Genomic DNA, 25734 nt, shown 5'->3' with positions numbered 1-25734 from the left:
CGCCGGCCGCGGGACCCCGCCCCCTGCACGCGGCTCAGCGGGCCGCGGCCAGCTTCGCGAGCGCCTCGGCGCAGGCCTGCCGCACGGCGCCGTAGTAGTCGGCCGCGCAATCCCCGAGCAGCTCGCGCGAGCGCGCGCGCCCAGCCCGCGCCAGAGCGCTCGCGGCGGCCCGGCGCAGGCGCCAATCGGGATGGCCGAGCTCGCGCTCCAAGGCAGGCGCCGCCGCCTGATCGGCCAGCGCGCCCAGCGCCTCGACGACCACCCGGCGCTCGCCGAGCCGGGGCGCGGGGTGGTCCTCCTCGAGCAGCCGTAGCAAGGGGCGAGTCGCCCGCCGATCCCTCAGGAGCGCGAGCGCGTGCACCAGCGCGGGCGACGGATCCCGGGCCAGGAGCACCAGCAGCGCCGGCAGCGCCTGATGCGCCCGCAGGCGCCCCAACACCAGCGCGGCGGCCTCACGAACGGCGCCGTCGGCGTCGCCGAGCAGCCCGAGGGCCCGGGCCTCCCCTTGCGGCGGCGGCAGCTGCACACAAGCGCCGGTGGCCGCGCGCCGGCGCTGGCGATCGATTGAGCCGAGCCCCACCTCCACCGCCTGCTGCAGCGGCGACGAAGCCTCGGGCCGAGCCCCGCCACCGCGGCCATCGGCACCCGCCCCGACGACGAACGCGGCGCGACGCGCCCCGCTGGCGGGCAGCGCCCCCTCGGCCAGTCGATCGAGGGCCGCCGCCGCCAACACCGCGTCCTCGGCGTCGCGGGCCACGCGCGCGAGCCACGCCTCCGTCTCGACCGTCCGCGGGAGCCAGGCAAAACGCGACGCCACCGCCTCGGCGCTGCTCGTCGGCGGCATCAGCGGCTGCTCCTGGCCATCGGCCGCGCGCAGGTGAAAGCGCGACAGCAAGGTGTGCAAGGCCTCGCCGGAGGCCTTCGCCGAGGCTCGGGCGCTGGGGATCGCCGTCGCCCGTGGCGCGGACCAGGGCGCCGCGGCGCTTGCCCCCTCACGCCAACGCTCCGCGCCGATCCAGGGCTCCGCCTCCCACTGCAGCACCGTCATCGCGCGCTGCAGCAGCGCGATCAGCAACTCACCGTCCTCCTGGCGACGCAGCCGGGCCAGCAGATCGAAGGCCTCGAGCAGGGCCCGCGTCAGGCCGGCCGAGGGCTCGACGACGCCCAGCGCCTGCCGGGCGCGCGCCGCCGCGGCCTGCGCCTGCGGCGCACAGCCCAGCCGATGCCCCCCCGCGGCCTCCGCCGCCAACAAGCGCAGGGCGCCCGCGCCTTCGAGCTCCAGCGCCGCGCAGAGCACCGTGGCCAGGGCGGCGGGCGGATCGAGCGCGGCAGCCGGAGCGGCGCGCAGCCGGGAGATGCCGCGCAGAGCGGCGCCGCGCACCTCCGGCTGGGGATCCGAGAGCGCCGCGCGCAGCAGTGCCCAGGCCGGCGGCCGCAGTGCCGCAAGCACGCGGGCTGCGACCAACCGACGCCCTGGATCCGCCGCAGTGCCAAGCTCGCGCAGCGTGCGCCGCGCCGCCGCGGCATCGACGCGAACGAGCGCCCGCAGCACGGCGGCAATGACGAGGGTGCTCTCGCCCGCGACGGCGAGCCGGCGTAGGAGCGGCCCCGCGGCCCGAGCCGCTCCGCTGCGGCCCAGCTCGCGTGCGGCCTCGGCCCGCACCTGGGGCGCCGGGTCGGCCAAGCGTAGCAGCTCGGCGTCGAAGCGCGCCGCGGCCTCAGCCTGGCGTTGCTGCAGCGGGCTGCGCCCGAGGGCCTGCAACGCCTGCGCGGCGGCATTGCGCACGATGGCGCTGGCATCGCCCAAGAGCGGCAGCAGGGTCGGCACCGCGCGCGCCCGCCCGCTGTCGCCGAGCAGACGCAAAGCGACCAGGCGCACCTCGAGATCGCGATCGCGCAGGCGCGCTATCACGGCGTCGAGATGCCCGCGCGTCCCCACGACGCCCAGCGCCACCAGCGCGGCGTGGCGCACGCGCCCGACTGGATCGACCAAGAGCGGCAGAATTTTCGGTGCCAGCGCCGGGTCCGGCCGCGCGGCGAGCACCCGCAGCGCCTGCACCCGCGCGCTCGCCTCGCGATCGCGCAGCTGCTCCAGCGCGCGCACCCGTTCCGCATCGCAAGCGATCAGCGCTGCCGCGGCCTGGCCCAGCGCCAGCGCGACGAGCAGCGGGCGCCGCCAGGCGGGCGACCGACCGCTCGGCCAGCGCCTCGCGCGGACGCGGCTAGGGCAGCCAAGGGGCGGCGACGCGCTCAAAGGGTTGGTCTCAAGGCTCACGCTTTCACCCGATCGACTGGCTCGACTGGCTCAACTGGCTCAACTGGCTCAACTGGCTCAACTGGCTCAACTGGAAGGGGCCGCCGCGGGCCAGCCTGACCGGCCGCCGCCACCCCTTCCCAGAGCGCGCGCAGCGCCGCCGCTGGATCGCCTGCCGGCAGCGTCTCCCACGCCACGACGATCGTCGTCCCCGGCCAAGGAAGCGCCAACCGATCCCAGGAGCGCAGCCACCTGGCCCGCCGCGGCCAGGCTACCACCCCGACGAGCGGACAGTCCGCGGCGGCGGCCAGACGCACGCTGGAGCGTCCAGCCTGCTGACGAGGGCCGCGCGGTCCATCGAGCGCCAGCGCGACCCGTCCCCCGCTCCGCAGCGCCCGACGCAGCCCAAGGGCACCCGCCACCGCCCCGCGACTGCTGCTGCCGCGCACGACCCGCGCGCCGAGAGCGCGAGCGTAGGCGGCGCCCAGCTGCCCGTCGGCGCTCTGGCTCACCAATACGCTCGTGCCGCGCAGCCACGCCCGTGGCAAGACGGATAGCGCCACCTGGTCCCCATGCCAGAAGGCCAGCACCCCGGTCGCCGGCCACTGCCCCGCTCCGACGATCACCCGCCGCCAACTCAGGCGCAGCAGCAACAGCGCCGCGCTCGCCAACCCGGCCAGCACCGATCGCAGCAGGCGCGCTGCGCCAGCGCGCACGCGCCCACCGTGGCGGCCCCTCCCTCGCGAGACCGGCGCGAGCACGTCAGCCCTCCGCGGCGAGTCCTGGCCAGGTGGCGGCGCGGGCCGGCGCGGCCCCAGGCACCCCATCTTCGAGTGTCCGCGCAGCGGGCACCCTTGCGCGCGGTAGCTCCCGCAGCTGTCCGCCCTCCAGGCGCAGCACCCGATCGGCGATGCCCAACGCCACCGGTCGATGTGTAATCAGCAACATCGCGCGCCCGACGCGCAGGCCGTCGAGCGTTCGCAGCAGGCCGTCCTCGGTCTCGGCATCGAGCGCCGCCGTCGGCTCGTCGAGCAGCAGCACCGGCGCTCGCCGCAGCAGCGCCCGCGCCACGGCCAGGCGCTGCACCTCACCGACGCTCAGCCCCTCTCCCCCGCTGCCGAGGCGGGTCTGCAACGCCTGAGGCAACTGCGCCGCGCGGCTTTCCAGTCCGGCCTCCCGCAGGGCCTCCCAGAGCGCCGCCTCCGTCGCCCCCGGCGCCGCAAAGCGCAGGTTCTCCGCCAGCGTGCCATCGAGCAAGAGCGGTTGTTGTGGCACCAAGGCGACCTGTGCGCGCAGCGCCTGCCCGACCGCCGCTCCTCCCTCCGCGCCCGCGCCGCCTCCGACCACCTGCCCGTCCCAGCGCAGCGCCCCCTGCTCCCACCGCTCCAGGCCCGCGAGCAGGTCGGCGAGCGTGCTCTTGCCGGCGCCCGAACGCCCGACCACTCCGACGATCTCACCGAGGCGTAGCCGTAGGGCGAGCCCGTCGAGCACCCAGGGGGCCGCGTAGCGAAAGCGCAGGTCGGTCAGCTCGAGCGTGTGGCCCAGCGCGGGGAGCCAGCCCTCGCCCGCTGCACTCACCGCGGGTACCGCGGGCGACGACGCTCGATGACCGGTCTCGGGCGGCCAGACCACGCTGGCCTGCGGCTCGGCGGTCCAGCCCAACAGCTCGCCGAGCCGCGCGCGACTGGCCTGGGCCGCCGCGCGCGCGTGCAGCGCCTGGGTCAGCCCCTTGATCGGCCGATAGGTCAGGAGCACAGCCGCGATGAACGACACCAACGCCTCCGGCGCCACGGCCCCCGTGCGCACCTGCCAGGCGCCGTAGCCCAGGGTCAAGGCCAAGGCGCCCGCAGCGCTGACCTCATTGACCAGCGGCCCCAGCGCCCGGGCCAACACCGCCGTCGCCGCAGCCCGCGCCAAGCGCTCGCTGAGGTTGCTGAAGCGCGCGACCTCGCGCGCCTCGGCGCGGCAGGACTTGATCTCTCGCAGGGCCCGCAGCGCCTGCTCCGCTCGGCTCGCGAGCTCCCCCAGGGCGACCTGCCCCTGCGCCGCAGCGCCCCGCACGCGCCGCGCGATCCGCGCGACCGCGATCACCACCGGTGGCAGCGCCAGCAGCGCCAGCAGCGCCAGCCGTGGGGCGGTCCAGATGGCGGCCAGCGCCAGGGCGACGAGGGCGGCGCTCTCACGCGCGATGGCCAGGGGGAGGTCGACCAGCAGCCCACGGACCTGACGCGTATCGTCGAGCAGGCGCGCGAGCAGCTCGCCGCTGGCTCGCTCGCGATGCGTGCGCAGGGGCAAACGCATCAGCTGCTCGAAGACCCGCACGCGCAGCGCATGACCGACGTCTTCGCTGGTGCGCTCGATCAACGCCGCCTGCGCCAGGTGGAGCAGCCCCTTGAGCAGCGCCAGACCCACGAGCGCCGCAGCCACGACCCCGAGCGCGCCCGCCACGCCAACCTGCAGGGTCGCCAGCGCCGGCACCAAGCGCAGGAAATGCTGCGGCCCCCGCACCCCGCCACTGAGCACCGTTTGCAGCAAGGGACCCGTCAGGAAGGCGTAGAGGCCGCCGACGATCGCCAAACCCAACCCGCAGCAGACACCGGCAAGCAGCCCTCCGCGATGGGGCCGCACGAGCGACGCGAGCCCGTCGCGGGGAGCGATGCGCACCTCAGCCCCGGCGCAGCGCCCAGCGCAGGCGCCAGACCATCCACACGGCCTCGCCGACGATGCGACGCGACATTTTCGATTGGCCGACCCGACGATCGACGAAGATGATGGGCACCTCCTCGATGCGAAAGCCTCGACGCCAGGCGCGGTAGGTCATTTCGATCTGGAAGGCATAGCCCTCCGAGCGCACGGCCTCGAGCCGGATCCGCTCGAGCACGGCCCGTCGAAAGCACTTGAAGCCGCCAGTCAGATCATCGAAGGGAAGGCCGAGGACCGCCCGCGCGTAGAGGTTGCCGCCGCGGCTGATCGCGCGCCGCGCCAGGCTCCAGTTGCGCGTGCCCCCCTGATCGATGTAGCGCGACCCGAGCACGAGGTCGGCGCCCGCTCGCGCGCGCTCGAGCAAAGCAGGGAGGTACTGCGGATCGTGGGAGAAGTCACAGTCCATCTCGATGAAGTAGGCGTAGTTTCGCGCCAGCCCGTGGCGAAAACCCGCCAAGTAGGCGGTGCCCAGCCCCTGCTTGCTGGGGCGATGGAGCACGTCGATGCGCGGCTCACGCCCGTGTAGCGCGTCCGCGAGGGCTCCCGTGCCGTCGGGCGACCCGTCGTCGACCACGAGGATGTCGGCCGTGGGTAACTCGGCCAGGATCGCGGTGGTCAGCGCCTCGAGGTTCTCGCGCTCGTTGTAGGTCGGAACGATGACCAACACGTCGGCAGGCATGGGTCGCATGATACGGAGTCGGCGCGACCGCGAGCAACTGCATTTCGTCATTTCGTCGCGCCATCGCGTCGCGCTTACCGAGCCGCGCCGGCCTCGCCCAGCCCCGGCGTACCTTAAGGCGAGACTTGAACGAAACGGCTTCTAGGTGTAAGGACTCAAACCAGTTGGGTGCGGGGGCTGGGCCCTTGGGCGGCCCGGAAATGAGAGCGCGCACCTTCGTATGCTATGATACAGGCGCTGCGTGTGAGGTGTTGGCGTCATGCATTTGCTCAAGGCTCGCTTTCGCGACAATCCATCCTTCCTCCAGGCCTATAACGCCGAGCTCGCGACCGGTGGCATGTTCTGCGCGACGACCCTACCGCTCGAGCGCGACGATGAAGTGCTGGTCGAGGTTCATTTTCCTGATCTGCCCAACAAGACGCTGCTGCGGGGCACCGTGTTGAGCTGGCGCACCGCGTTGCCCCGGCTCGGGGTTCGCGCGGGGGCGATGATCGCGTTTCACAAGGATGACGCGGAGAAGCGCGACTTCCTGCTGGCGGTGGCCACCGGCGCGGTGAAGGGGGCCGTCAAGCGTCGGCACGCACGGCTGCCGATCGAGTTGCCCGTGCGCTGGCGCCTGATCAACTCCACCGACCAGCGCAAGGCGAGACTGCGCGACATCAGCATCGGTGGCGCCCAGCTGCTGACCGATGACACGCTCGACATCGGCGAGGATATCGTCGTCGAGCTGACGGCGCCGGGCGGCGCCCAGGCCGTCGCCATCGCCAGCCAGATCTCCAATGCCAAGCCGAACGGCTACGGCATCAGCTTCATCTATCGCGATGGTGGCGGTTCGCGACGCCTCCGCGAGATGGTCCGCCGCCTGACGCGCGGCTAGCGCGCTGAGCGCCAGCACGGCGCTCGGCAGCGAGGCGCCTTCAGGCGCGCAACGCTTCAGTCACGCGCAACCTGCCAGTCACGCGCAACCTGGCAGCTACGCGCCGCTGCCAAGCAACTGCTGAGCGAGGTCGGCAACCCGCCGGGCTGCACCAGGCGGGCCGAGCAGCGCGGCCAGCTGCCCCAGGCGCGCGCGCTGCCACGCCGCGTAGCGCGGCTGCAGCAAGCGCGAGACGACCGCCACGATCGCCTCGGGCGTCAACTCGTGTTGCAGCAGCTCGGGCACGACCGGCGCCCGCGCGAGGATATTCGGCAGCGCCACGTAGGGCACTTTGACCGCCCGACGGAGGAGCGCATAGGAGAACGCCGAGAGCCGATAGAACGCCGCCAGCGGGATGCCCGCCAGCGCAACCTCGAGCGTCACCGTTCCCGCCTTGCACAGCGCGGCATCCGCTGCCGCCAAGGCCTGCCTCGTGCCAGCCTGACGCCACGCCGGCACGAGGGTACGGCAGCGAGCAGCCAGCGCCGCCGTCGCCGGAACGAGCAGCGGCTCGACGCCGGGCAGGCGCGCAAAAGCGCGGCGCAGCGGCGGCAGGTGGCGTTCGAGCTCGTGGCGGCGCGACCCAGGGAAGATAGCCACCACCGCGCGGGCGCCTTCGATCCCGAGCGCGCGGCGCGTGGCCTCGCGCGGCAGCGTCGATCGCGTGTCGAGCGCGGGGTGGCCGACGAAGGTTGCCGCGACGCCGCGCCGCGCGTACCAGGGGGCCTCGAAGGGCAGCACCACCGCGAGCGCATCGGTGCAGCGTCCGACGCGCGCCGCCCCGCCCTCGCGCCAGGCCCAGCGCTGAGGCGCCACGTAGTAGAGCACAGGCACAGCGGCGCGGCGCAAGGCGCAGGCGAGCCGCAGGTTGAGCCCGGGATAGTCGACGAGCAAGGCCAGGTCGGGGCGACGGAGGCGCCAGGCGCGCCGTAGCCTCCAGCGCAGGCCAGCCAGCCGCGGCAAGAGCCCGACGGCCTCGCTCAGGCCGGCCACCGCCAGCGCCTCGCTGCGCGCGATCAGCTCGACGCCCGCGGCTTCGAGCGCGGCACCGCCCACGCCCCAACAGCGCAGCCGCGGGAAGCGCGCGCGCAACTCGACGACGACCGCGGCGGCTGCGCGATCACCGGAGACCTCACCGGCGCAGACAAAGACGCTCGGTGCCCCGATCAACGGCCGCCGTCCGGCAGCAACGCCGCTCCGCGCGAGGGGCCCCCCGGGGGCTGCGAGGCCACGCCGATCGCGCGCGCCACCTCCGCGGCGCAGCGGTCCTTGTAGAGCACGAGGAGAAGGAGCGCCCCGAGCATCATCACGAGGGAGAAGAGCCGCAGCAAGGCCGGCCATAGACCGCGCTGGCGGCGCGAGAGGTGGTGGCTGAACGCGATCGGCCCGGCCGGGTCATCCCCTAGCGCGTCGCCCAGCTGCTCGTCTCCGCCGTCTGCAGGCTCGTCGGCGCCGCGCCAAGCGCCCGCCCGCGCGTCTTCGTCAGCTGCTCGTGACATCTGTCTCTCCGCTAGGGCTGCGCCGCCGCTGACGCCTCGCGCAGGGAGGCGAGCTCGACCCCCTCGCCGGCCGGCAGGAGCGCCTGAACCCGCAGGCGCACCCCGCGCCGCCGATAGCTGTCGAGCTCGGGCACGAAGGCGAGGTCCACCCTCGACCCAACTGCCGGTGCTGCGCGGTTGAACCCAAAGGCGATCGCCTGCTGCGGCACACCTTCACCCTGACGCAGCGTCAGCGCGAGATGCCCGCTGCCCACGCTGCGGACGCTGACCACGGCGACAGCGGCGCTCGCAAGGATCGGCTCGGCGTTTTGTTGGCCGAAGGGGGCCAGCCGCGCCAAGGCGCCACAGAGCGGCTCATCGACCCGCTCCAACTCGACCAGTGCGTCGACCGTCAGCCCCGGCGGCTCCAGCCCCGCGAGACGCCCCGCCGTGGCCTGCTCCAGCGACGCCGCCAGCAGAGCCAACTTGCTGCGCTCGACGGTGAAGCCAGCAGCCGCCGCATGCCCGCCGAAGCGCGTGAGCGCAGCCGCGCTGCAACGCAGCACCTCGACCAGGTCGAGCCCCGGCACGCTGCGCGCACTTCCACGCCCCAGCTCTCCCTCGATCGCCACGACGGCCACCGGCCGGCGCCGCTCGGCGGCCAGCCGACCCGCGACGATGCCGATGACCCCCGGATGCCAACCCTCGCTGGCCAGCAGATAGAAGCTCCGCTCGCCTTGCTCCTGGGCCTGCGCGCGCGCCTCGGCGAGCAGTCGCTCCTGCAGCGCCTTGCGCTCGCCGTTGAGGGCGTCGCAGCGTCGCGCCGCCGCGACCGCGCGGGCCGGGTCGCGCTCGGCCAGGGCCTCGAGCGCCAGCCCCGCATCCCCCAGCCGTCCTGGCGCGTTGAGGCGCGGTCCCAGCCGCCAGGCGACATCCTCTGCTGTGACCGCGCGCCCTTCGATCGCCGCGAGGCGCAGCAGCTCACGGAGCCCAGGGCGGCTCGTCTCCGCCAGCCCTTCGAGCCCCCGGGCGACCAAGATGCGGTTGACCCCGTCGAGGGGTGCCACGTCGGCCACGGTGCCGAGCGCGACGAGGTCGAGCCCCGCCCGCGGGTCCGGCGCCGCCCGCCCCTCCGCGGCCAGCACGCGCCGCAGCGCGCCCGTAAAGTAAAAGGCCAACCCAGCCGAGCAGAGACCCTTGTAGAGGAACCCGCAGTCGGGGCGCTGTGGATTGATCAGCGCCAGGCCGGGCCAGGCGCCCTCGAGCACGCGATGATGATCGAGGGCCACGACGTCGGCCCCGGCGGCGGTCGCGGCGGCAACCGCGTTAACGTCAGCCGTGCCACAGTCGGCCAGCAGCAACACCCGACAGCCCGCCGCGACCAACTCGTTGGCCTGCGTTGGATGCAGCCCGTAGCCCTCGTCGCGGCGCGCCACGCGCAGGCGCAGGTCGGCCCCGCAGCCGCGCAGATAGTCGCCGAGCACGGCAGCGGCGCTGACCCCATCGACGTCGTAATCGCCGAAGACACCAATCCGCTCGCCACGCCGCAGCGCCTGCGCCAGCCGTTCGACGCCGACCTGTAGACCGGCCATCGCTGTCGGTGGCGTGAGCTGGGCCAGTCGCGGCTGCAGAAAGCCGCGCGCGCGCGCGAGGTCACCGAAGCCGCGATTGATTAGGACCTGGGCCACCGCCGGCGGCAGGTCCAGTGCAGCACCGAGCGCGAGGGCGTGGTCCCCCGCGGGCGGGTGAAAGCGCCAAGCTGGCCCGGTCGTCGCTGCCGCCTGCAATCGACAGCCCCTTCGAACCTAGCGGGCCACGGCGCCCTTGCGGCCGATCGCAGCCACGCGCTCGTTGAAGTAGACGACCATCGGGCTGGCGACGAAGATCGACGAGTAGGTCCCGAGGAGGATGCCGATCGAGAGCGCAAAGCCGAACTCGCGAATCGGCCCGGTGCCGAGCCCCCAGAGCGCGAGACAGGTGACCAGCGTCAGCGAGGTCAGGAGCGTGCGGCTGAGCGTCTCATTGATCGCCCCGTTGACGACGCGATCGAACTTCCGGTCGCGAAAGCGCGCCACGTCCTCGCGGATGCGGTCGAAAACGACGATGGTGTCGTTGACGGAATAGCCGGCGATCGTCATCAGCGCGGCGACCACCGAGAGCGAGAACTCGTGCCAGAGGACAGCAAAGAGCCCCACCGTGATCACGACATCGTGCACCAGCGCGATCAGCACCCCCGGCGCGTAGCGCAGATCGAAGCGCAAGGTGATGTAGAGCAGGATCAGCAGCATCGAGTAGATCAGCGACTTGATGCCGCTGTCGCGGAGCTGCCGACCCATTCGACTGCCGACCGTCTCGACCTGGGGAATGTCGCGTACGCTGCCCGCGCCCAACGCCGCAGTCAGCGCCCGCTCGACCCCGCCGCCCAGCCCCCCGAGGCTGACCTCGAACGATCCATCACGCGCCCGGCCGAAGAGGCGCACCTGCTGCACCTCGACGCCGGCCGCGGTGAAGGCGGCCTCGATCTGGCGCGCCGCGTCTTCCTCGGCAACCTTCTTCGTCACGTCGCTCCGCGCGGGCAGCAGGACGTAGATCTTGTCGCTGCCCTCCTTGTAGTCGAGCTTGCGGATCGGCGCGCCGAAGGCACGCTTGAGCTCGGCCGTCGCCTTCTCGCGCTCGGCGGCCGAGCAGGCCGAAACCTCACCCATGCGCAGCATGAAGGTATTGGGCGGTGCGCCGACGGTCATCGCCACGACCTCGCTGCCGCCGAAGCCACCCTTCTCCAGGGCACCGCGCACCTCCGCCGGACGGACCGCACGCGAGAACTGCACCTGCAGCTGCGAGCCGCCGGTGAAGTCAGTGCCATAGTTGAGCGCCGAGCCGCGCCACAAGACGTTGACGCCAAGGGCCACGAAGGAGGCCAGCGTCAGGCCCCAAGAAATTGCATAGGCGCGCCGACGAGGCCCGTAGAACTCGTAGGTGGTGCCTGGCTTGATCCATTGCGGCATCGCGTAATCTCCCCTCAGACCGTCCGCGGCAGCCCGACGCTGATGACCTTGGGCCGGGCCTTGGCCACATAGAGATCGAAGAGCATGCGGGTCACGTACACGCCGGTGAAGATCGAGGTCGCGATGCCGATCAGCATCGTCACGGCGAAGCCGCGAATTGGCCCGGATCCGTATTGGAGCAGGACGATGCCGGCGATCCCCGTCGTCAACTGCGAGTCGAAGATCGCCCAGAAGGCATGCGCGTAGCCGGCGTCGACGGCCGCCCGCGCGCTCTTGCCCAGGCGCATCTCCTCGCGGATGCGCTCGTTGACCAAGACGTTGGCGTCGATCGACATACCGAGCGTGAGCACCAGCCCGGCGATGCCGGGGAGGGTCAGCGTGGCGTGGAAGGCCGCCATCAACGCCAACACGAAGAGCATATTCACGAGCAGCGCCAGGTCGGCGAAGACGCCGGCGAGGTGATAGTAGTAGAGCATGAAGAGGATGATCGTCCCGGCGCCGACCGCAAAGGCCACCATCCCGCGGTTGATCGTGTCCCGCCCGAGCGTCGGACCGACCTGGCTCTCGAAGGACTTGCGCAAGGGCGCGGGCAAGGCGCCCGTCCGCAGGACCGCCGCCAGATCGTTGGCCTCTTCCTGCAGCTCCTGGGGGCTGCGCAGCCCACCGAGGGTGATCCGCGCTCGCCCGCCGCCGATGCGGCTCTCGAGCACGGGCGCCGAGTTGATGTTGCTGTCGAGCACGATCGCCATCCGCCGGCCGATGTTGTCGCCGGAGAGGCGCTCGAAGACCTCGGCGCCCGTGCGGTCGAAGGTCAGAGAGACCTCCGGCCGGCCGGTGCGATCCTCCCACATCACCTGCGCGTCGCTGATGTACTCGCCGGTCAGCTCGGTGCGCCGCTTGATGAAGTAGGTGATCCAGATCTTGTCGGGCAGGCGGTTGCCCTTCTTGTCCTTGGCGTACTCCTCCCCCAGGAGGATCTCGCGGTCCTTCGGCAGCTTGAGCTGGTCGAGGAACTGGCGCAGCGCGCGCTTGTCGCGCGACTCGAGGTAGGTGTAGGTGATGGCGCCGTGTTGCTTGCCATCGTAGGTCTCGCTGCGGACCGTGATTGGGCTCTTCTCCGGCAGCTTCGCGGCCGCGGCGGCCATGAAGTCGTTCTCGTCATCGACCATCTTGAACTCGAGCTGCGCCGTACGCCCGATCTGGCGCTTGACGCGGTCGAAGCTGCGGCGCGTCAGGCCAGGCAGCTCGACGACGATGTCGCTGCCCTTGCGCAAGATCGTCGGCTCGGCCACCCCGAACTCGTCGATGCGGCCCCGGATCGTCTCGACGGCCTGGCGAATGGCGTACTCGCCGACCTCGCTGACGTAGGCGGAGTTGAGCCGCAGCCGCACGGTGTGCGTCGCGAGATCCCGCCCGACCTCGTCCAGGTTGCTGCGAAACTCGGAGAGGAAGGTCCGGTCGATCGTCGCCAAATCCCTGGCGCTGGCGCAGCGGACGGCGATCTCGTCGCGACCCTCGCGGCTGACATTGACCCCTTTGAGCTTCTTGTCGCGGGTCAGCCGCTCCTCGATGTCGGCCGCCAGCCGGTCGGTCTTGTCGGAGACGGCCTTGTCGACCTCGACCTCGTAGACCAGGTGAATCCCGCCCTGTAGATCGAGTCCGAGCTGCAGCTTGGCCTTGACGTGCTTACTGTACCAGCCGGGCAGCCGCTCCTCGCCCACCAGTGTGGGGATGAGATAGACGACCGCCACGACGATCAGCAGCAGATGACCAATTGCTTTCCACCACCAGCTTCGTTCCATGGATTCAACCGTTCAGCGCGCGGCGCCGCGGGCGGCGTCCGGCATGCCGGAGTTGGACTGCGGGGATCTCGACCTCGACCCAGAGCCTCAGCGCCCTAGGACGACGCCGTCGCCGGGCTCGGGCGCTCGGCCTCGCCTTCCTTGACCTCGTCCTTGCGGCCGAGAATGTGGGAGCGCAGTACCCGCAGGCGGATCTTTTCGGCCACCTCGATCGTCAGGATGCGCTCGCTGAGGCCCGTGATGCGGCCGATGACCCCGCCGCTGGTCACGATCTCTTCGCCGACCTTGAGCGCGGAGAGCATCGCCCGATGCTCCTTGGCCTTTTTCTGCTGCGGACGGATCAGCAGAAAGTAGAAGACCACGACCATCAGCAGGATCGGCATCATCGACATCAATCCGCCGCCGCCGCCGCCAGGCACCGCGCTACCGCCGCCCGCGCCCGAGGCCTGAGCGAGACCGAGCATCCATGAAGTGAAAGTCACCTGAACCTCCTGGGGTTGGCGCCTGTGCGCGACCGCAAGCACGAGAATACGGCTAGCGCCACTACGAGCGCGCAGAGCGCGCGTTGTCTAGCAAATCTGCCTCGGCGGGTCAACGTCGGCCCGCACGTCGGCCCGCGCTGCGCGCGCGCAGCGCCTCGCGGCGAGCGGCTTTCAACGCGAGCAGTCAGCCCCCAGGCAGGGGGCCTCCGCCGGGCCGAGGGCGCGGGTCGCCAGCGCCGATTGTGGGCGACCGGGGCGGCGCGCTCATCGCTGGCGGAAGACGTAGCGGCGACTGGTTGCATAGCCCCAGAGGAAGGTGACGCCGACCGCCACGAGCTTGGCTGCGTAGGCCGGCAGGCCGAAGCGCCGCACCAGTAGCCAGATCGTCAGGTTGGAGAGACCGAGCGCCAGCAGGTTGAGCGCCACGAAGAGCGCGAGCTGTCGTCCAACTGGGCGACCGGCGTCGCGGCGATCCGCAAAGGTCCAGTGGCGGTTGAGCGCGAAGCTCTGCGCGATCCCCGCGCCGTAACTCAGCGTGTTGGCAACGACGAGGGCGAGCCCCAGACCGTAGTGCAGCGCGTTGAAGAGCGCGAGATCGAGCAGGGTGTTGAGCGCGCCCACCACGGCAAAACGCCCCGCGTGTCGGCCGTGGCCCCGCGCTGCAGCCCTCAGCGCGCGCCGCAACCCGGGCCTGTCGGGTCGACTGCCGGGCCCTGACGCCACCGCGCGATTAATCTGCACGCTCAGCCCGCACTGTCGGGGCCGACCCCGAGTCGGGGCACTGCGTGGGAGGCTCCGCCGCGCCGCGCCGCGCCGACGATGGCGCGAATGACGAAGAGCGGTCGCCGCTTGGCCTCCATATAGAGCCGGCCGACGTACTCGCCGAAGACGCCGAGCACGATCATCTGGGCGCTGCCGAGGAAGAGCACGACGACCATCAAGCTGGTCCAGCCCTGCACGGTATGGCCCGCCAGCCAGCTATAGAGCGTGTAGACCAACAGCAGGAAGGCGGGCACGGCGAGCAGCAGTCCAAAGTAGCTGGCCAGCCGCAGCGGGCGGATCGAGAAGCCGGTGATCGCGTCGAGCGCGAAGCGCACCATCTTGCTCAGGGGATACTTGGTCACCCCGGAGAAGCGCTCCGCGCGATCATAGAGCAGGGGCGTCTGATGAAAGCCGATCCAGCTGACCATGCCGCGGACGAAGCGGTGCTGCTCCGGCATCGCCAGCAAGGCCTCCAGCGCCCGCCGGCTGATCAGGCGGAAATCGCCGGTATCGAGCGGGATGTCGACGTCGGTCATGCTGCGCAGCACGCGGTAGAAGAGCGCGGCAGAGGCCTTCTTGAACGCCGTCTCGCCGGCGCGTTCGCGTCGCTGCCCGTAGACGACGTCCGCGCCCTCCTGATCCATCGCCTGCATCATCGCCCCGACGAGCTCGGGGGGATCCTGCAGGTCGGCGTCGATGATCAGCACGCGCTCGCCCTGACAGACCGTCAGCCCCGCGGTCAAGGCGAGTTGGTGACCGTGGTTGCGCGATAGATCGACGCCAACGACGCGCGCGTCCTGCCGCGCCAGCTCGGCGATCGCCGCCCATGTTCCGTCGCCTGAGCCGTCGTTGACCAGCACGAGCTCGTAGTCCTGCGCCACGCAGTCGACGCAGGCGGCGGTCACGCGCCGGCATAGCTCGCCGAGGCAGTCCTCCTCGTTGAAGCAGGGAATGACGACTGAGAGCCGCGGACGACCGGCCGGCTCCGCCTGCTGCAAAACCGTGGCTTCGGCGGACAAGGGGCCTCCTGGCTGGGATCTGCCTCGCTCATAGCGCCAGCCCACTGCCGCCGTCAATCGGCCGCTGCGAAAACCTTTCGGGCATCAGCGGCAACCCCTTGCCCACTGCCGACCCGATCGACGATGCTACGCGCCGCCGAACGCCGAGGGGGATCATGACTCGCTCCACGCCCGTCGCCGGGGAATCGCGCGACGTCGCGCGCTCAGCCACGGACGAGGACGCCGCGCTTGCGGGCGCCGCGGCCGAGCCCGCCGCCGCAACGGCGCTGCAGCGCGGGCCGCTTCGTCGCACACGCCGACGTCACACCCTCCTGCTGCTCTTGCTCTGCTGCGGCATCTACCTGCCCGTGATGGGCAGCTACGGCATGTTCGACCCATGGGAGACGATCTACACGGAGGTCGCGCGCCAGTTCATGGAGCGCGACGATTGGCTCTCACCCTACTGGCATAACGGCGTCGGCCCCGAGGGCTGGTCCGAGACCGACTTCTGGTCCAAGCCGGTGGGCAGCTTCTGGCTCTCGGGCCTCTTTCTCAAGGCCGCCGGCCTCGAGGGGAAGATCACGCTCCGCCGCACCGGACGCTCGCTCGAGGATCCCGTGCAAGGCCCGCCTCAAGCCCGCACCGGACCGGATCCCGGGGCGACCCTGACCAACGGCGCCGTCGAGTGGATCGTCCGGCTGCCCTTCTTCCTCTGCGGGCTCTTCGGCGTCTTCGGCATCTATCTCCTGGGCGCGCGGCTCTTGAGCCGCCGCGTCGGCTTGCTCGCCGGTGTCGTGCTCGCGACCTCGCCGATCTATTTCTTCATCACCCGCCAGGCGATGACGGATATGCCCTACGTGGGCCTCCTGACCGGCGGGATCGCGCTGCTGGCGCTGGCGGTCTTCGGCGCGGACGAGCCGCTGCCCCGGCGCCGCTGGCAGCTTGGCAAGCGAGTGCTCGAGCTGCCGAGCGCCACCAGCTACTGGGTCTTCGTCGCGGCCTTCGTCCTGGTGATCACGCTGATGCTGATCGCCGTCGTGCCGCCGCTGCTCCGCGTCCCACTGCCGCTGCGGCTCGGCGGGCAGACGCTGAGCGCCGCGATCGTCATGCTGCTCTACGGCCTCGTCGCCGTGGTCGCGCTCTGGGCGACGCGTAAGACCGCCACCAAGAACGACGTGTATCTCTGGGGCTTTTATCTCGCCGTCGCGCTCTCGGGGCTGGCCAAGGGCCTGGTCGGCGCACTGCAGCCGGGGCTGATCGTGCTCGTCTACGTGCTCGTCAGCAGCGAATGGCGTTTGCTGCGGCAGCTCCGCCTCGGCGGCGGGTTGCTGATCGCGGGGACGGCCTTCCTTCCCTGGTGGCATGCGATGGCGCTGGCCCATGGCACGCGCTTCCTCAACGAGTTGATCGGTACTGAGCAGCTGCGGCGCCTGACGATTGGCGAGCAGTCACAGGCCAAGGGAACCTGGGAGTACTACCTCCAGCAACTGGGCTACGGCTTCTTCCCCTGGGTCGCCCTGCTCCCCGCGGCCTTTGCCCGGCTGCTGGCGCCCCCGGCGCCCGGCGCCCGCGACGCGCGCGCGCGGGTGCAGCTCTTCTGCGCGCTCTGGCTGGTGGTGGTGCTGCTGCTCTTCACGATGAGCGTGACCAAGTACCACCACTACCTGCTGCCGGCCCTGCCGCCGGCCGCGATCCTGATCGCAATCTACCTCGACGATTTACTCGCCGGGCGGGTTCGGGCCCTCGGGGCCTCCGTGCTGGCCGCGGGCGGCCTCCTGGTGCTGATCACCATCGACCTCTACAGCCAACCGGCTCATTGGGTCTGGCTCTTCACCTATCTCTATGAGGAAGGCTGGAGGACCGGCACGCCCGAGGGGCTGCTGATGGCGATCTACGGCGCCGCCTTCGCGCTGCCCCTGGCGGCACTGCTCTGGCGCCGCCTGCGCAGCGCAGCGGTCGCGACCATGTTGCTGCTGACGCTCGGCGGCGGCGGCTTTCTCCTCAATGCCTACCAGCTCCATTGCGCGCCGCATTGGAGCCAGAAGGAGGTCCTGCAGACCTACTATCGCCTGCGCAAGGGCCCGGAGGAGCAGCTCGTGGCCTGGCAGTTCAATTGGCGCGGCGAGACCTGGTACACGGCGGCGCAGGTCGTGGTCGCCAAGAGCCTGGACGACGCCGCGATTCGGAAATGGCTCGGCGAGCGCGTCGGGCGACGCTTCTTCTTCATCACTGAGCGGGGCCGCTACCCGGGGCTGCGCGGCGTGCTACCGACCGAGCAGGGGCGCAAGTCCTTGCGCATCGTCGACGACTCGAACGTGCACTTCGTGCTGGCCGAGGCCCGAATCTAGCGGCGGCAGTCGCCGGGCTGCTAGGCCGGCGCGGCCAAGATCCGCTCGACGCCGCCCGCCGCCTGCGCCATCGCGCTGTGGCAGGCCGGCCGGTCGCCGACGGCGCAGAGCAAGAGCGGCATGCCATCGATCGTGATCTGATCGACCTGGATCGGCATCTGTCGCCACTTGACCCCCGCCAAGGGCGCGGCAGCATCGCGATGCAGCAGCGGCACGATCGCCGCCAGCTCCTCCGCCTCGGGTCCGCGCAGGCTCGACGCGATCAGCAGCCCCGAGGGGTCCGCCAAGACGAAGGCGAGCGCGCGCGTCCGCGCGGCTACCGCGGCGAGCCAATAGTGGAGCGAAAGGCCCCGGTAGTTGCTCCTCTTCCTGCGGCGCTCGACCTGCATCCCAGACCTCCTTGACGGCATGGCTGATGCTAGCGGCCCCGGATGAACCAACCTAATTTTCTGACCTTTGGCTGGCGATCGACGGCGCGATCCGTCCCGGGCGGGCGCGAGCGCGGGGCGACGCGATGCCCGGCCACGCTCCGCTCCCGCGCTCGGCCCAGGTCGGGGAACGACAGCGCGTCTCGCGCGCCTTGTCGATGGGCGCGGGCACCCCTATGATGCGCGCCGGGCGCCGATCAGCCGCCCCCGGAGTCGCCGATGGAGCAAACAATTCGCGCTGGATCGCTGACGATCCTGACCTTCAAGGACGGGCTGCTCTCGCGCCTCGGACACGACCTGCAGCTGAGGCTGCCGGCGCTCGAGTTGACGATCGATCAGCGGCAGGTCGAGGGCCGCTTCAAGACCAGCGAGATTGTCGTCGAGGGCGCCGCGCGCCCTGGGGGCGTGGTCGATCGCGAGGCGCTTTCGGCGCGTGAACAGGCCGAGATTCGCGAGGCCATGCAGTCCAAGGTCCTGCTCACGGGCAAGTTCCCCGACGCCCACCTGGACGCCACGTTGACCTTCAAGGGGGAGCACGAGGTGCTCGTGCGCGGGATGCTGGAGCTGGTCGGGCAAGCGCGCGAGATCGAGTTCGCGGTCGAGCGTCGTGATGGCCACCTGCGGGGCAGCGTCGTCTTGGTGCCGAGCCGCTGGGGCATTGCGCCCTATAAGGCCCTGCTCGGGGCCCTGCGCCTGCAGGATCGCGTCGAGATCCGTTTCGAGCTGCCGGATCCCGGCGCCTCCGGCAACGGCGCCAGGTAGCCCGCGCCAAGGTCCCCCGAAGCGCCGACCGCCATGCAGCCTGCCCCGCGCCTTGCGAGCCCCCGCGACAGGCCGCCGCGCCCGGACCCAAATGGCGGCCCCGCGGGGCGCTGGGCGATCGCCCTGCTGACCTCCTTCGCCCTGCACGGCGGCGTGGCGCTGTGGCTCACGCTTTCGGCCCTCGCGCTGCCCGCGCCGCCCCTCGGCCCGATCTGGCTCGACCTCGACAACCGCCTCGGCGCGCCGGCTGCGTCGCCCCCCGCCGCGCCGCCGCAGGCCCCAGCGCCCGCCACCAAACGCGCCGACGACGCGCCGGGGCTTGCGGCCACCGCGACCGGCCGCGCGCCCCGCCGCAAGGCGCCGCCGCGCCCTTCGCCAGCGCCAGCGGCGGCGCTACCCCCGGCACCTCATCCGACGGCGGCGCTCGCGGAGGTCGCACCGGGCGACGCCGCCCTGCTCGTGCTGCTGCGCTGCGACCGCGTGCGCGACTCGCCCTACGCCGCCGGCGTGCGCGAGCTCCTCGCGGCCTTCTACGACTACCGCACGCTGCTGGCCGGTGCCCCGCTCGATCCCCTGCGGGACTTCGATCGGCTGCTGATCGCCACGCCCAACCCTTACCGCATCACCGAGACGCTGCTGGTCGCGCGTCATGCGCTCTCCCTGGCGGCGGCGCGCACGGCGCTCGAGGCCAGCGTCCAGGCCAACGCGGGCACCCTGCGCTGGACCGAGCACGAGGGCAGCTTGCAGGGCGAGCTCTCCGCTCCGCCGCGCTTGCCCGGTGATCGGCGCCTGCTGACGCTGCTCGAGGGGCTGATCGTCTTCGCCGCGCCGGAGCTGCTGGAGCAGCTCCAACGCCCCACCGCCGCCACCGGCCCACCTGCCGCTGGAGCCGCGCAGGGCGCGGCGACCCGGCCCTGGGTCGAGCGCTTGCTCGAGGGCGTTACGCCAACCGCGCGTGGCTCCAGCGAGGACGGCGCGGCCGCGCTGCTCGTGCAGGCCATCAACCTCCCGCGCCTGATTCGACTGCCCGCGGGCCTGCCGACGCCGACCGCGGGTCGGCTCGCGATGGCCGCGAGCGCCAACGCCCGGGTCAAGGTGGTCCTCAGCTTCGCGGACGCCGCCGACGCCGCGACGGCGCTGCGCGCCGCGGCGCTCGAGCTGACGCGCCTGCAGTCGCTGCTGATGCTGCGCGTGCTCGGCGTCAGCGCGCTGATCGAACGCCTGCACCTGTGGCGGCGCGGGAGCGAGCTACGCGCGAGCCTGGTGCTGGAAGAGCCCGAGGTCCTGCAGCTCCTGACCTGGTTGCGCACCATCCTGCCGCAGCGCGCGCCTCCCGCCCACGTCGCGGATCCCCCGGAGCCGAGCGGAGCATGAGCGGATCCCCCTGGGCGCGACATGCGCTAGTATGCCCCCTCGACGGGGGGCCTGCGGCGATGGCGACGGTCTGTGTCTGGGAGTATCGCGGCAAGGCCGAGGCCTGGGGCCATGCCTCGCTGATCGTCGACCCCAAGACCTACGTCTCGTGGTGGCCCGAGCGCCCCGGCGCCGTGCCCTCGAAGCTGCACCGCAACATCTACCAGTCGCCGCCCTTCCGCGACCGCCTCTTCGCGGCGGACTGCGCGGCCGAGCGCCAGCTCCCCGATCATCAGATCGAGCTGCGCGAGCTCAACGAGCTGGCGATCAAGGATTGGTGGCAGTCCTTCGGCCTGATGCGCGACGGCGTACGCTACCAGGGCCCCCTGCAGGCCTGGAGCACGCTCGACCGTAATTGCTCGACGGTGGTGGCCGAGGCCCTGTCGATCGGCCTCGGCGAGGCGCGCGCCCGCCGCTTGCGGCCCTTCAAGCTGGTTTGGACCCCCAAGGACGTGCTGCACTTCGCGCTGGCGATCCGGGCCGCTCCGCGAGGCTAGCGCAGACCGGGGCTTTGCTGCTCCGCCTCGGTCGAGGGCCCGAGCTCGTCGCTTCAGCCGCCGCTTCAGTCGCACTTCAGACTGGGCTCGGCGCTGCCTTCAGGGCTGCGGGCAGGCACCGTAGCTCGGCAGCATGGCCGCCACGGGGGCCGCCTTGCCGACGGTGATCTGCACCTCGCCCGTCGTCGGCGTGCTGGAGCCAAAGGCGATCGTCTCGGTGACCGTGGAGCTGCGCCCATTGCGCCCGACCGTGGTCTTGGTGCTCGTGATCCTGCCGGCGTCCGCGTAGCAGTCGCCGAAGCCGTGATGCACGCCCGCAAACGTCAGCGCCTTCGGCGACCCTGCCGTGGGCCGATAGCTGCCCTTGCCCTCGAGCGTTGCCCCGTGGCCGTCGACGTCCAGCAGCAGCATCGCGCCGTCGAGGGTCAACGCGCCCCCCGTGCTCTGCAGCGCGGCATCGAAGCTGAAGCTCGTGCCGTCACTAGTCGTAACCGCCAGACTGCCGCTCAACAGGCGCCCATCGACCTGCACCGCGTCGAAGGCGAAGCTGACCTTGATCGTGTGCGTGGCCGGGACCGTGAGCGCGACGCCTACCGATCCGCTGAGCGAGCCCACCCCCGGCACGCTGCAGCCGGCGCCGAAGTCGACCACCAGGCTGGCCTCGCCGCTCAGGCTGATGCTCGCCGCGGGGCAGGTGGTCAGCGCGAGGCTGACCTGCGCCCTGACGTTCTCGGCGTTGGTGGCGGCGCTCGCCCCGGGCTCGAGCGTCGGATCCTCCTGCACGAAGAGCGCGGCGACGCCCTTGGCCGTGGCCGCCACGGTCGGCGCCTGGCCGTGCGGCAGGAAGGCGGCCCGCTCGGCGACGAGGTCGAGGTCGGTCTCGAGGTCAGCGCCCGCATCCCCCGAGGCGCCGCAGGCGAGCAGCGCGCAACAGCCGAAGGCGGCGCCGAACAACCTAAGAATCTTGGGTCCAACAACGCTGCTGCTCCGCATCGGGGGCTCCTGGGGTGAGGGTCTAGCAGCCTCATAGCCCCCTTCGGCGGGCTTCGCCAGGCTTGATCGGCGAGCGTCGCCGCAGCGCTCACGGCGCGGACGAGTCAGCAATTGACAAGGCGCGTCATTCGTCGAAAGAGTACGCGCCATGAACAAGCTGATTCACGTCACCGAGCTGGCCCTGCGCGACGCGCATCAGAGTCTGATGGCGACGCGCCTGGCGATGGAGGACATGGTCCCCGTCTGCGAGGATCTCGACAACGCCGGCTTCTGGTCGCTCGAGTGCTGGGGCGGCGCGACCTTCGACGCCTGTATCCGCTTCCTCAACGAGGACCCCTGGGAGCGCCTGCGCAGCTTCAAGAAGCTGCTGCCCAAGACGCCGCTGCAGATGCTGCTCCGCGGGCAAAACCTGCTCGGCTATCGGCATTACGAGGACTCGGTCGTCTCGCGCTTCGTCGAGCGCGCCGCGGCCAACGGCATGGATGTCTTTCGCGTCTTCGACGCGCTCAACGACGCGCGCAACCTCGAGGTCGCGATTAAGGCCGTCAAGCGCAGCGGCAAGCACGCCCAGGGCACCATCTGCTACACGATCAGCCCAGTGCATACGGTGCAAGGCTACGTCGAGCTGGCGCAGAAGCTGATCGAGATGGGCGCCGACTCGATCTGCCTCAAGGACATGGCCGCGCTGCTCAAGCCGCAGCCCGCCTACGACATCGTCAAGGCGATCAAGGAGCGCTGCGGGCGCGAGGTGCGGATCCACGTGCATACGCATGCGACCACGGGCGTCACGCTCGTCAGCCTGATGAAGGCGGTCGAGGCCGGCGCCGACATGGTCGATACGGCGGTCAGCTCGGTCTCGCTCGGGCCGGGGCACAACCCCACCGAGAGCTTCGTCGAGATGCTCGAGGGGACAGGCTATACGACGCAGGTCGACCTCGCGCGCGTGGCCAAGGTACGCAACCACATGGCGCAGATTCGTCCGCGCTACGCCGAGTTCCTCTCCAATATCACTGGCGTCGACACCGAGATCTTCAAGAGCCAGATCCCCGGCGGGATGATCTCGAACATGGAGAGCCAGCTCAGGCAGCAGGACGCCGCCGACCGGCTGCAAGAGGTGCTGGAAGAGGTGCCGCGCGCCCGCAAGGTCTCGGGCTACCCGCCGCTGGTCACGCCGACCAGCCAGATCGTCGGCACCCAGGCGGTCTTCAACGTGCTGATGGGACCCTACCAGGCGATGACGGGTGAGTTCGCCGACCTGATGCTCGGCTACTACGGCACGACAGCGGCGCCGAAGGACCCAGAGGTGCTGCAGCGCGCCGAGCAGCACGCGAAGAAGGCCGCGATCACCTGTCGCCCCGCCGATCTCCTCAAGCCCGAGTGGGAGGCGCTGCAGCGCGCCGCGAATGCGCTGCCAGGGGCCAATGGCAGCGACGAGGACGTCTTGACCTTCGCGATGTTCCCGCAGGTGGCGCCGAAGTTCTTCGCCTCGCGCGCCGAGGGTCCGAAAAACGTCGGCAAGAAGCCGGCGACCTCGCCGCCCACCGGCGCGAGCGCTGGCGCGGGCGCCCCCGCGGCCGTCCCTCTGGCGGCCGCCGTCAACTACAGCGTCACGATTCACGGCCGCACGCATAAAGTCACCGTCAGCCCGAGCTGACCTTCGCGGCCGAAGAGGCCGCGTGATGGGCATCCACGATGAGCATGACAGCCAAGGTTCAAGAGCTACGAGAGCGCCGCAAAGCGCTGCTGGCCGCCGGCGGCGAGGAACGGATCAAGAAGCAGCACACGGCCGGCAAGCTTACCGCCCGCGAGCGGATCGAGCTGCTGGTCGACGCCGGCAGCCTCCAAGAGTCGGGTGCCTTCGCACAGCATCGCGCCACGCTCTTCGGCCTCGCTGGCAAGAGCTTCCCGGCTGACGGCGTGGTCACGGGCGTGGCCACCGTCGACGGCCGCTCCTTGCACCTCGCCAGCCAGGACTTCACCGTCGCCGGCGGCGCCGCGGGCGAGGTCCACTGCGAGAAGATCGCCGAGATGATGAAGCGGGCGCAGAAGACCGGCACGCCCTTCGTCTTCATCAACGACTCCGGCGGGGCGCGGGTGCAGGAGGGCATCGACAGCCTCTCGGGCTATGGCCGCGTCTTCCACCAGAACGTGATGCTCTCGGGCTCGGTGCCCCAGATCTCGCTGATCTGCGGGCCCTGCGCCGGCGGGGCGGCCTACAGCCCCGCGCTGACCGATTTCATCATTCAAACGCAGCAGGCCCAGATGTTCATCACCGGGCCGTCGGTGATCAAGCAGGTCACCGGCGAGATCGTGACGATGGAGGAACTCGGCGGACCCGACGCGCAGATGAGCTACTCGGGGGTCGTGCACTTCGTCGCCGAGGACGATCGCGACGCCGTGCGGATCTGCAAGCGGCTGCTGAGCTTCCTGCCCTCGAACAACCTCGAAGACCCGCCGCACTACCCGCGCGAGGACGCGCTGCTGCCCAACGAGGCCTTCGAGAGCGTCGTCCCCGACGACCCCAAGCGCCCCTACGACGTGCGCGACGTGATCGCGCTCGCGGTCGACGACGCTGATTTCCTCGAGGTGCAGAAGAGCTTCGCCACCAACATCGTGGTCGGCTTCGCGCGCATCGCGGGCCATAGCGTCGGCGTGATCGCCAATCAGCCGGCGGTGCTCGGTGGGGCGCTGGATATCAACGCCTCGGATAAGTCGTCGCGCTTCATTCGCTTCTGCAACGCCTTCAATATCCCGCTGGTGACCTTCGTCGATGTCCCCGGCTTCATGCCAGGGCTGCAGCAGGAGTACGGCGGCATCATCCGCCACGGCGCCAAGATGCTCTTCGCCTACTCGGCGGCGACGGTGCCCAAGCTGACGGTGGTCCTGCGCAAGGCCTACGGCGGCGCCTACCTGGCGATGTGCGCCAAGGATCTCGGCGCCGACACCAGCGTCGCCTGGCCGACGGCGGAGATCGCGGTGATGGGCGCCGAAGGCGCGGTGAACGTCGTCTTCCGCAAGGAGATCGAGGCCGCCTCGGATAAGGAAGCGCGGCGCAAGGAGCTGATCGAGGAGTATCGCAGCGCCTTCGCCTCGCCCTATGTCGCCGCCTCGCGCCGCCTCGTCGATGACATCATCGAGCCGAGCCAGACGCGCGTCTTCCTCGCCCGGGCCCTCGCGTCGTTGATCAATAAGCGCGAGCTGAGACCGGCCAAGAAGCACGGATTGATCCCCTTATGAGCAGCGCAAGCGAGCACGACGCCGCCCTGCAGCGCGTCTTCGCGACCGAGCAGGTCAAGGCGCTCAGCGACGCCCTCCGCGGCGCCCGCGACGCCGTCGACGACGCGAGGGAGGCCGAGCGCCGGGAGCTCACCGAGCTGCGGGCGATCGTGGCCAAGCTCACCAAGCGCCTCGATCGGCTGGCGCCGGAGGGTGAGATCCCGCCAGAGCACCTGGCGATCATGAGCGCGGTTTTTGCCGCCTATATCGGCAAGCATGTGCGCATCCGCTCGGCGCGGCAGCTTGGCAAGCACAGCGGTTGGGCGCAGGCGGGGCGTGCCAGCTTGCACCAGCGCAACCTGCCGCGCACCTAGCGCACGAGACCACAGCCGCGAGCAGCGACACGTTCTCCACGAAGCAGCCGCGCAGCGCGCACCGGCGCCGGATGCGCCCGGTCTGAAGGATGAAGCGGATGAAGCTCCAAATCACGATCGACGACACGCAATACGAGGCCGAGATCGAGATCCTCGACGAGCCCTTCGTCCCGCACGTTGGGGTGCCGGCGAGTATCCCCGCGGCGGTCAGCGCGAAGCCGCACGCCGCGACGTCTGGGACGGGCAGCGCGCACCCGGCGGCGACGCCTGCCGCCGGGGGACTCGACGAAGGGGTCGACGAGGCCAAGCTCTGCCGCAGCGTGGTCATGGGGCTGGTGGTGCGCGTGCTCGTCGAGGTCGGCCAGCAGGTGGAGGCGGGCCAGCCGCTGCTCCTGCTCGAGGCGATGAAGATGGAGAGCAACGTGACGGCGCCGATCAGCGGCACGGTCGCGAAGATCCTCGTCGTCGGCGGCGAGAGCGTCAAGAAGGGCCAGGCCCTGATACAGCTCGCTTGAGCCCCGGCGCCGCCGCAGGCAGCGGCGGCGCCGCGAAAGGGCCCCTCGCCCTAGCGCTCGGCCGCTCCGCACCCCCAACGCCGCCGCTCGTTCCCCACCCGGCTGACCT

At 71.1% G+C, this 25734-nt stretch carries 23 protein-coding genes; 9 read left to right on the top strand and 14 right to left on the bottom strand.

Annotation, left to right across the window (positions count from 1 at the left end; all coding sequences use genetic code 11):
* Positions 1-34: 34 nt before the first annotated feature.
* The 4 genes from IPL40_03770 to IPL40_03755 are packed head-to-tail and all read right to left on the bottom strand — an operon-like array spanning position 35 to position 5636.
* Entirely contained in the window at positions 35-2275 is a 2241-nt protein-coding gene (locus IPL40_03770) for a HEAT repeat domain-containing protein (protein MBK8480283.1), read from the bottom strand.
* Positions 2272-2970 (bottom strand): DUF374 domain-containing protein, encoded by a 699-nt coding sequence (locus IPL40_03765; protein ID MBK8480282.1) that lies wholly within the window; start codon positions 2968-2970, stop codon positions 2272-2274. Before IPL40_03765 ends, IPL40_03770 begins: the two co-directional genes overlap by 4 nt.
* A 46-nt stretch (positions 2971-3016) precedes the next feature.
* Positions 3017-4918 (bottom strand): ABC transporter ATP-binding protein, encoded by a 1902-nt coding sequence (locus IPL40_03760; GenBank protein MBK8480281.1) that lies wholly within the window; start codon positions 4916-4918, stop codon positions 3017-3019.
* Position 4919: 1 nt separating this feature from the next.
* Complete coding sequence (locus IPL40_03755; protein ID MBK8480280.1) at positions 4920-5636, bottom strand: polyprenol monophosphomannose synthase; 717 nt, start codon at positions 5634-5636, stop codon at positions 4920-4922.
* 259 nt (positions 5637-5895) lie between these two features.
* On the opposite strand from IPL40_03755, the gene IPL40_03750 reads away from it, so the two are divergent.
* The gene (locus IPL40_03750) at positions 5896-6513 is read left to right on the top strand and encodes a PilZ domain-containing protein (GenBank protein ID MBK8480279.1); all 618 of its coding nucleotides are present in this window, start codon (positions 5896-5898) and stop codon (positions 6511-6513) included.
* 96 nt (positions 6514-6609) lie between these two features.
* On the opposite strand, the gene lpxB is transcribed toward IPL40_03750, so the two are convergent.
* The 8 genes from lpxB to IPL40_03710 all read right to left on the bottom strand — a co-directional run bounded on the left by lpxB (position 6610) and on the right by IPL40_03710 (position 15079).
* Positions 6610-7722 carry a lipid-A-disaccharide synthase gene (gene lpxB, locus IPL40_03745; protein MBK8480278.1) on the bottom strand — a complete coding sequence of 371 codons (1113 nt, stop codon included), beginning with the start codon at positions 7720-7722 and terminating at the stop codon, positions 6610-6612.
* Positions 7719-8051, bottom strand: coding sequence for a hypothetical protein (locus IPL40_03740; GenBank protein ID MBK8480277.1), 333 nt, complete (start codon positions 8049-8051; stop codon positions 7719-7721). Before IPL40_03740 ends, lpxB begins: the two co-directional genes overlap by 4 nt.
* A gap of 11 nt (positions 8052-8062) precedes the next feature.
* Entirely contained in the window at positions 8063-9817 is a 1755-nt protein-coding gene (recJ, locus tag IPL40_03735) for a single-stranded-DNA-specific exonuclease RecJ (GenBank protein ID MBK8480276.1), read from the bottom strand.
* A gap of 18 nt (positions 9818-9835) precedes the next feature.
* Positions 9836-11035: a protein translocase subunit SecF gene (secF, locus tag IPL40_03730; GenBank protein ID MBK8480275.1), complete on the bottom strand. Its 1200-nt coding sequence runs from the start codon at positions 11033-11035 to the stop codon at positions 9836-9838.
* A gap of 14 nt (positions 11036-11049) precedes the next feature.
* Positions 11050-12837, bottom strand: coding sequence for a protein translocase subunit SecD (gene secD, locus IPL40_03725; GenBank protein ID MBK8480274.1), 1788 nt, complete (start codon positions 12835-12837; stop codon positions 11050-11052).
* Between the two features lie 95 nt (positions 12838-12932).
* Positions 12933-13301, bottom strand: a complete 369-nt coding sequence (gene yajC / locus IPL40_03720; GenBank protein ID MBK8480273.1) for a preprotein translocase subunit YajC — start codon at positions 13299-13301, stop codon at positions 12933-12935.
* Between the two features lie 282 nt (positions 13302-13583).
* Positions 13584-13943 carry a GtrA family protein gene (locus IPL40_03715; GenBank protein ID MBK8480272.1) on the bottom strand — a complete coding sequence of 120 codons (360 nt, stop codon included), beginning with the start codon at positions 13941-13943 and terminating at the stop codon, positions 13584-13586.
* A 119-nt stretch (positions 13944-14062) separates the two neighbouring features.
* Positions 14063-15079, bottom strand: coding sequence for a glycosyltransferase family 2 protein (locus tag IPL40_03710; GenBank protein MBK8480271.1), 1017 nt, complete (start codon positions 15077-15079; stop codon positions 14063-14065).
* 176 nt (positions 15080-15255) lie between these two features.
* On the opposite strand from IPL40_03710, the gene IPL40_03705 reads away from it, so the two are divergent.
* Complete coding sequence (locus IPL40_03705) at positions 15256-17427, top strand: glycosyltransferase family 39 protein (protein MBK8480270.1); 2172 nt, start codon at positions 15256-15258, stop codon at positions 17425-17427.
* 20 nt (positions 17428-17447) lie between these two features.
* On the opposite strand, the gene IPL40_03700 is transcribed toward IPL40_03705, so the two are convergent.
* The gene (locus IPL40_03700) at positions 17448-17816 is read right to left on the bottom strand and encodes a hypothetical protein (GenBank protein ID MBK8480269.1); all 369 of its coding nucleotides are present in this window, start codon (positions 17814-17816) and stop codon (positions 17448-17450) included.
* Positions 17817-18074: 258 nt separating this feature from the next.
* On the opposite strand from IPL40_03700, the gene IPL40_03695 reads away from it, so the two are divergent.
* Genes IPL40_03695 through IPL40_03685 form a run of 3 tightly spaced genes read left to right on the top strand, consistent with a single transcriptional unit; the run spans position 18075 to position 20527 of the window.
* Positions 18075-18617, top strand: a complete 543-nt coding sequence (locus IPL40_03695; GenBank protein ID MBK8480268.1) for a YceI family protein — start codon at positions 18075-18077, stop codon at positions 18615-18617.
* Between the two features lie 33 nt (positions 18618-18650).
* Positions 18651-19991 carry a hypothetical protein gene (locus tag IPL40_03690; protein ID MBK8480267.1) on the top strand — a complete coding sequence of 447 codons (1341 nt, stop codon included), beginning with the start codon at positions 18651-18653 and terminating at the stop codon, positions 19989-19991.
* The gene (locus IPL40_03685; protein MBK8480266.1) at positions 19988-20527 is read left to right on the top strand and encodes a hypothetical protein; all 540 of its coding nucleotides are present in this window, start codon (positions 19988-19990) and stop codon (positions 20525-20527) included. The genes IPL40_03690 and IPL40_03685 overlap by 4 nt, the downstream gene beginning before the upstream one ends.
* A gap of 99 nt (positions 20528-20626) precedes the next feature.
* On the opposite strand, the gene IPL40_03680 is transcribed toward IPL40_03685, so the two are convergent.
* A complete protein-coding gene (locus IPL40_03680; GenBank protein MBK8480265.1) occupies positions 20627-21520 on the bottom strand; it encodes a hypothetical protein in 894 nt (297 codons plus the stop codon).
* Positions 21521-21668: 148 nt separating this feature from the next.
* On the opposite strand from IPL40_03680, the gene IPL40_03675 reads away from it, so the two are divergent.
* From IPL40_03675 to IPL40_03660, 4 genes are all read left to right on the top strand, one after another.
* The gene (locus tag IPL40_03675) at positions 21669-23174 is read left to right on the top strand and encodes a methylmalonyl-CoA carboxytransferase subunit 5S (GenBank protein MBK8480264.1); all 1506 of its coding nucleotides are present in this window, start codon (positions 21669-21671) and stop codon (positions 23172-23174) included.
* A gap of 38 nt (positions 23175-23212) precedes the next feature.
* Positions 23213-24757, top strand: coding sequence for an acyl-CoA carboxylase subunit beta (locus IPL40_03670; GenBank protein MBK8480263.1), 1545 nt, complete (start codon positions 23213-23215; stop codon positions 24755-24757).
* Positions 24754-25110, top strand: coding sequence for a hypothetical protein (locus IPL40_03665; GenBank protein MBK8480262.1), 357 nt, complete (start codon positions 24754-24756; stop codon positions 25108-25110). Before IPL40_03670 ends, IPL40_03665 begins: the two co-directional genes overlap by 4 nt.
* 98 nt (positions 25111-25208) lie before the next feature.
* A complete protein-coding gene (locus tag IPL40_03660; protein MBK8480261.1) occupies positions 25209-25625 on the top strand; it encodes a biotin/lipoyl-binding protein in 417 nt (138 codons plus the stop codon).
* The last annotated feature ends 109 nt before the right edge of the window (positions 25626-25734 follow it).

Source organism: Pseudomonadota bacterium (assembly GCA_016711215.1).
Taxonomy (GTDB): Bacteria; Myxococcota_A; Polyangia.
Note: the sequence above shows the minus strand (reverse complement) of the source record. Positions and strands in the feature narration are given on the sequence as shown.

Coding starts and splice junctions, on each gene's coding strand:
- IPL40_03755 (MBK8480280.1), bottom strand. CDS start 5,636: ATGCCTGCCGACGTGTTGGTCATCGTTCCGACCTACAACGAGCGCGAG.
- IPL40_03750 (MBK8480279.1), top strand. CDS start 5,896: ATGCATTTGCTCAAGGCTCGCTTTCGCGACAATCCATCCTTCCTCCAG.
- IPL40_03740 (MBK8480277.1), bottom strand. CDS start 8,051: ATGTCACGAGCAGCTGACGAAGACGCGCGGGCGGGCGCTTGGCGCGGC.
- secF (MBK8480275.1), bottom strand. CDS start 11,035: ATGCCGCAATGGATCAAGCCAGGCACCACCTACGAGTTCTACGGGCCT.
- secD (MBK8480274.1), bottom strand. CDS start 12,837: ATGGAACGAAGCTGGTGGTGGAAAGCAATTGGTCATCTGCTGCTGATC.
- yajC (MBK8480273.1), bottom strand. CDS start 13,301: ATGCTCGGTCTCGCTCAGGCCTCGGGCGCGGGCGGCGGTAGCGCGGTG.
- IPL40_03705 (MBK8480270.1), top strand. CDS start 15,256: ATGACTCGCTCCACGCCCGTCGCCGGGGAATCGCGCGACGTCGCGCGC.
- IPL40_03700 (MBK8480269.1), bottom strand. CDS start 17,816: ATGCAGGTCGAGCGCCGCAGGAAGAGGAGCAACTACCGGGGCCTTTCG.
- IPL40_03695 (MBK8480268.1), top strand. CDS start 18,075: ATGGAGCAAACAATTCGCGCTGGATCGCTGACGATCCTGACCTTCAAG.
- IPL40_03690 (MBK8480267.1), top strand. CDS start 18,651: ATGCAGCCTGCCCCGCGCCTTGCGAGCCCCCGCGACAGGCCGCCGCGC.
- IPL40_03685 (MBK8480266.1), top strand. CDS start 19,988: ATGAGCGGATCCCCCTGGGCGCGACATGCGCTAGTATGCCCCCTCGAC.
- IPL40_03680 (MBK8480265.1), bottom strand. CDS start 21,520: ATGCGGAGCAGCAGCGTTGTTGGACCCAAGATTCTTAGGTTGTTCGGC.
- IPL40_03675 (MBK8480264.1), top strand. CDS start 21,669: ATGAACAAGCTGATTCACGTCACCGAGCTGGCCCTGCGCGACGCGCAT.
- IPL40_03670 (MBK8480263.1), top strand. CDS start 23,213: ATGAGCATGACAGCCAAGGTTCAAGAGCTACGAGAGCGCCGCAAAGCG.
- IPL40_03665 (MBK8480262.1), top strand. CDS start 24,754: ATGAGCAGCGCAAGCGAGCACGACGCCGCCCTGCAGCGCGTCTTCGCG.
- IPL40_03660 (MBK8480261.1), top strand. CDS start 25,209: ATGAAGCTCCAAATCACGATCGACGACACGCAATACGAGGCCGAGATC.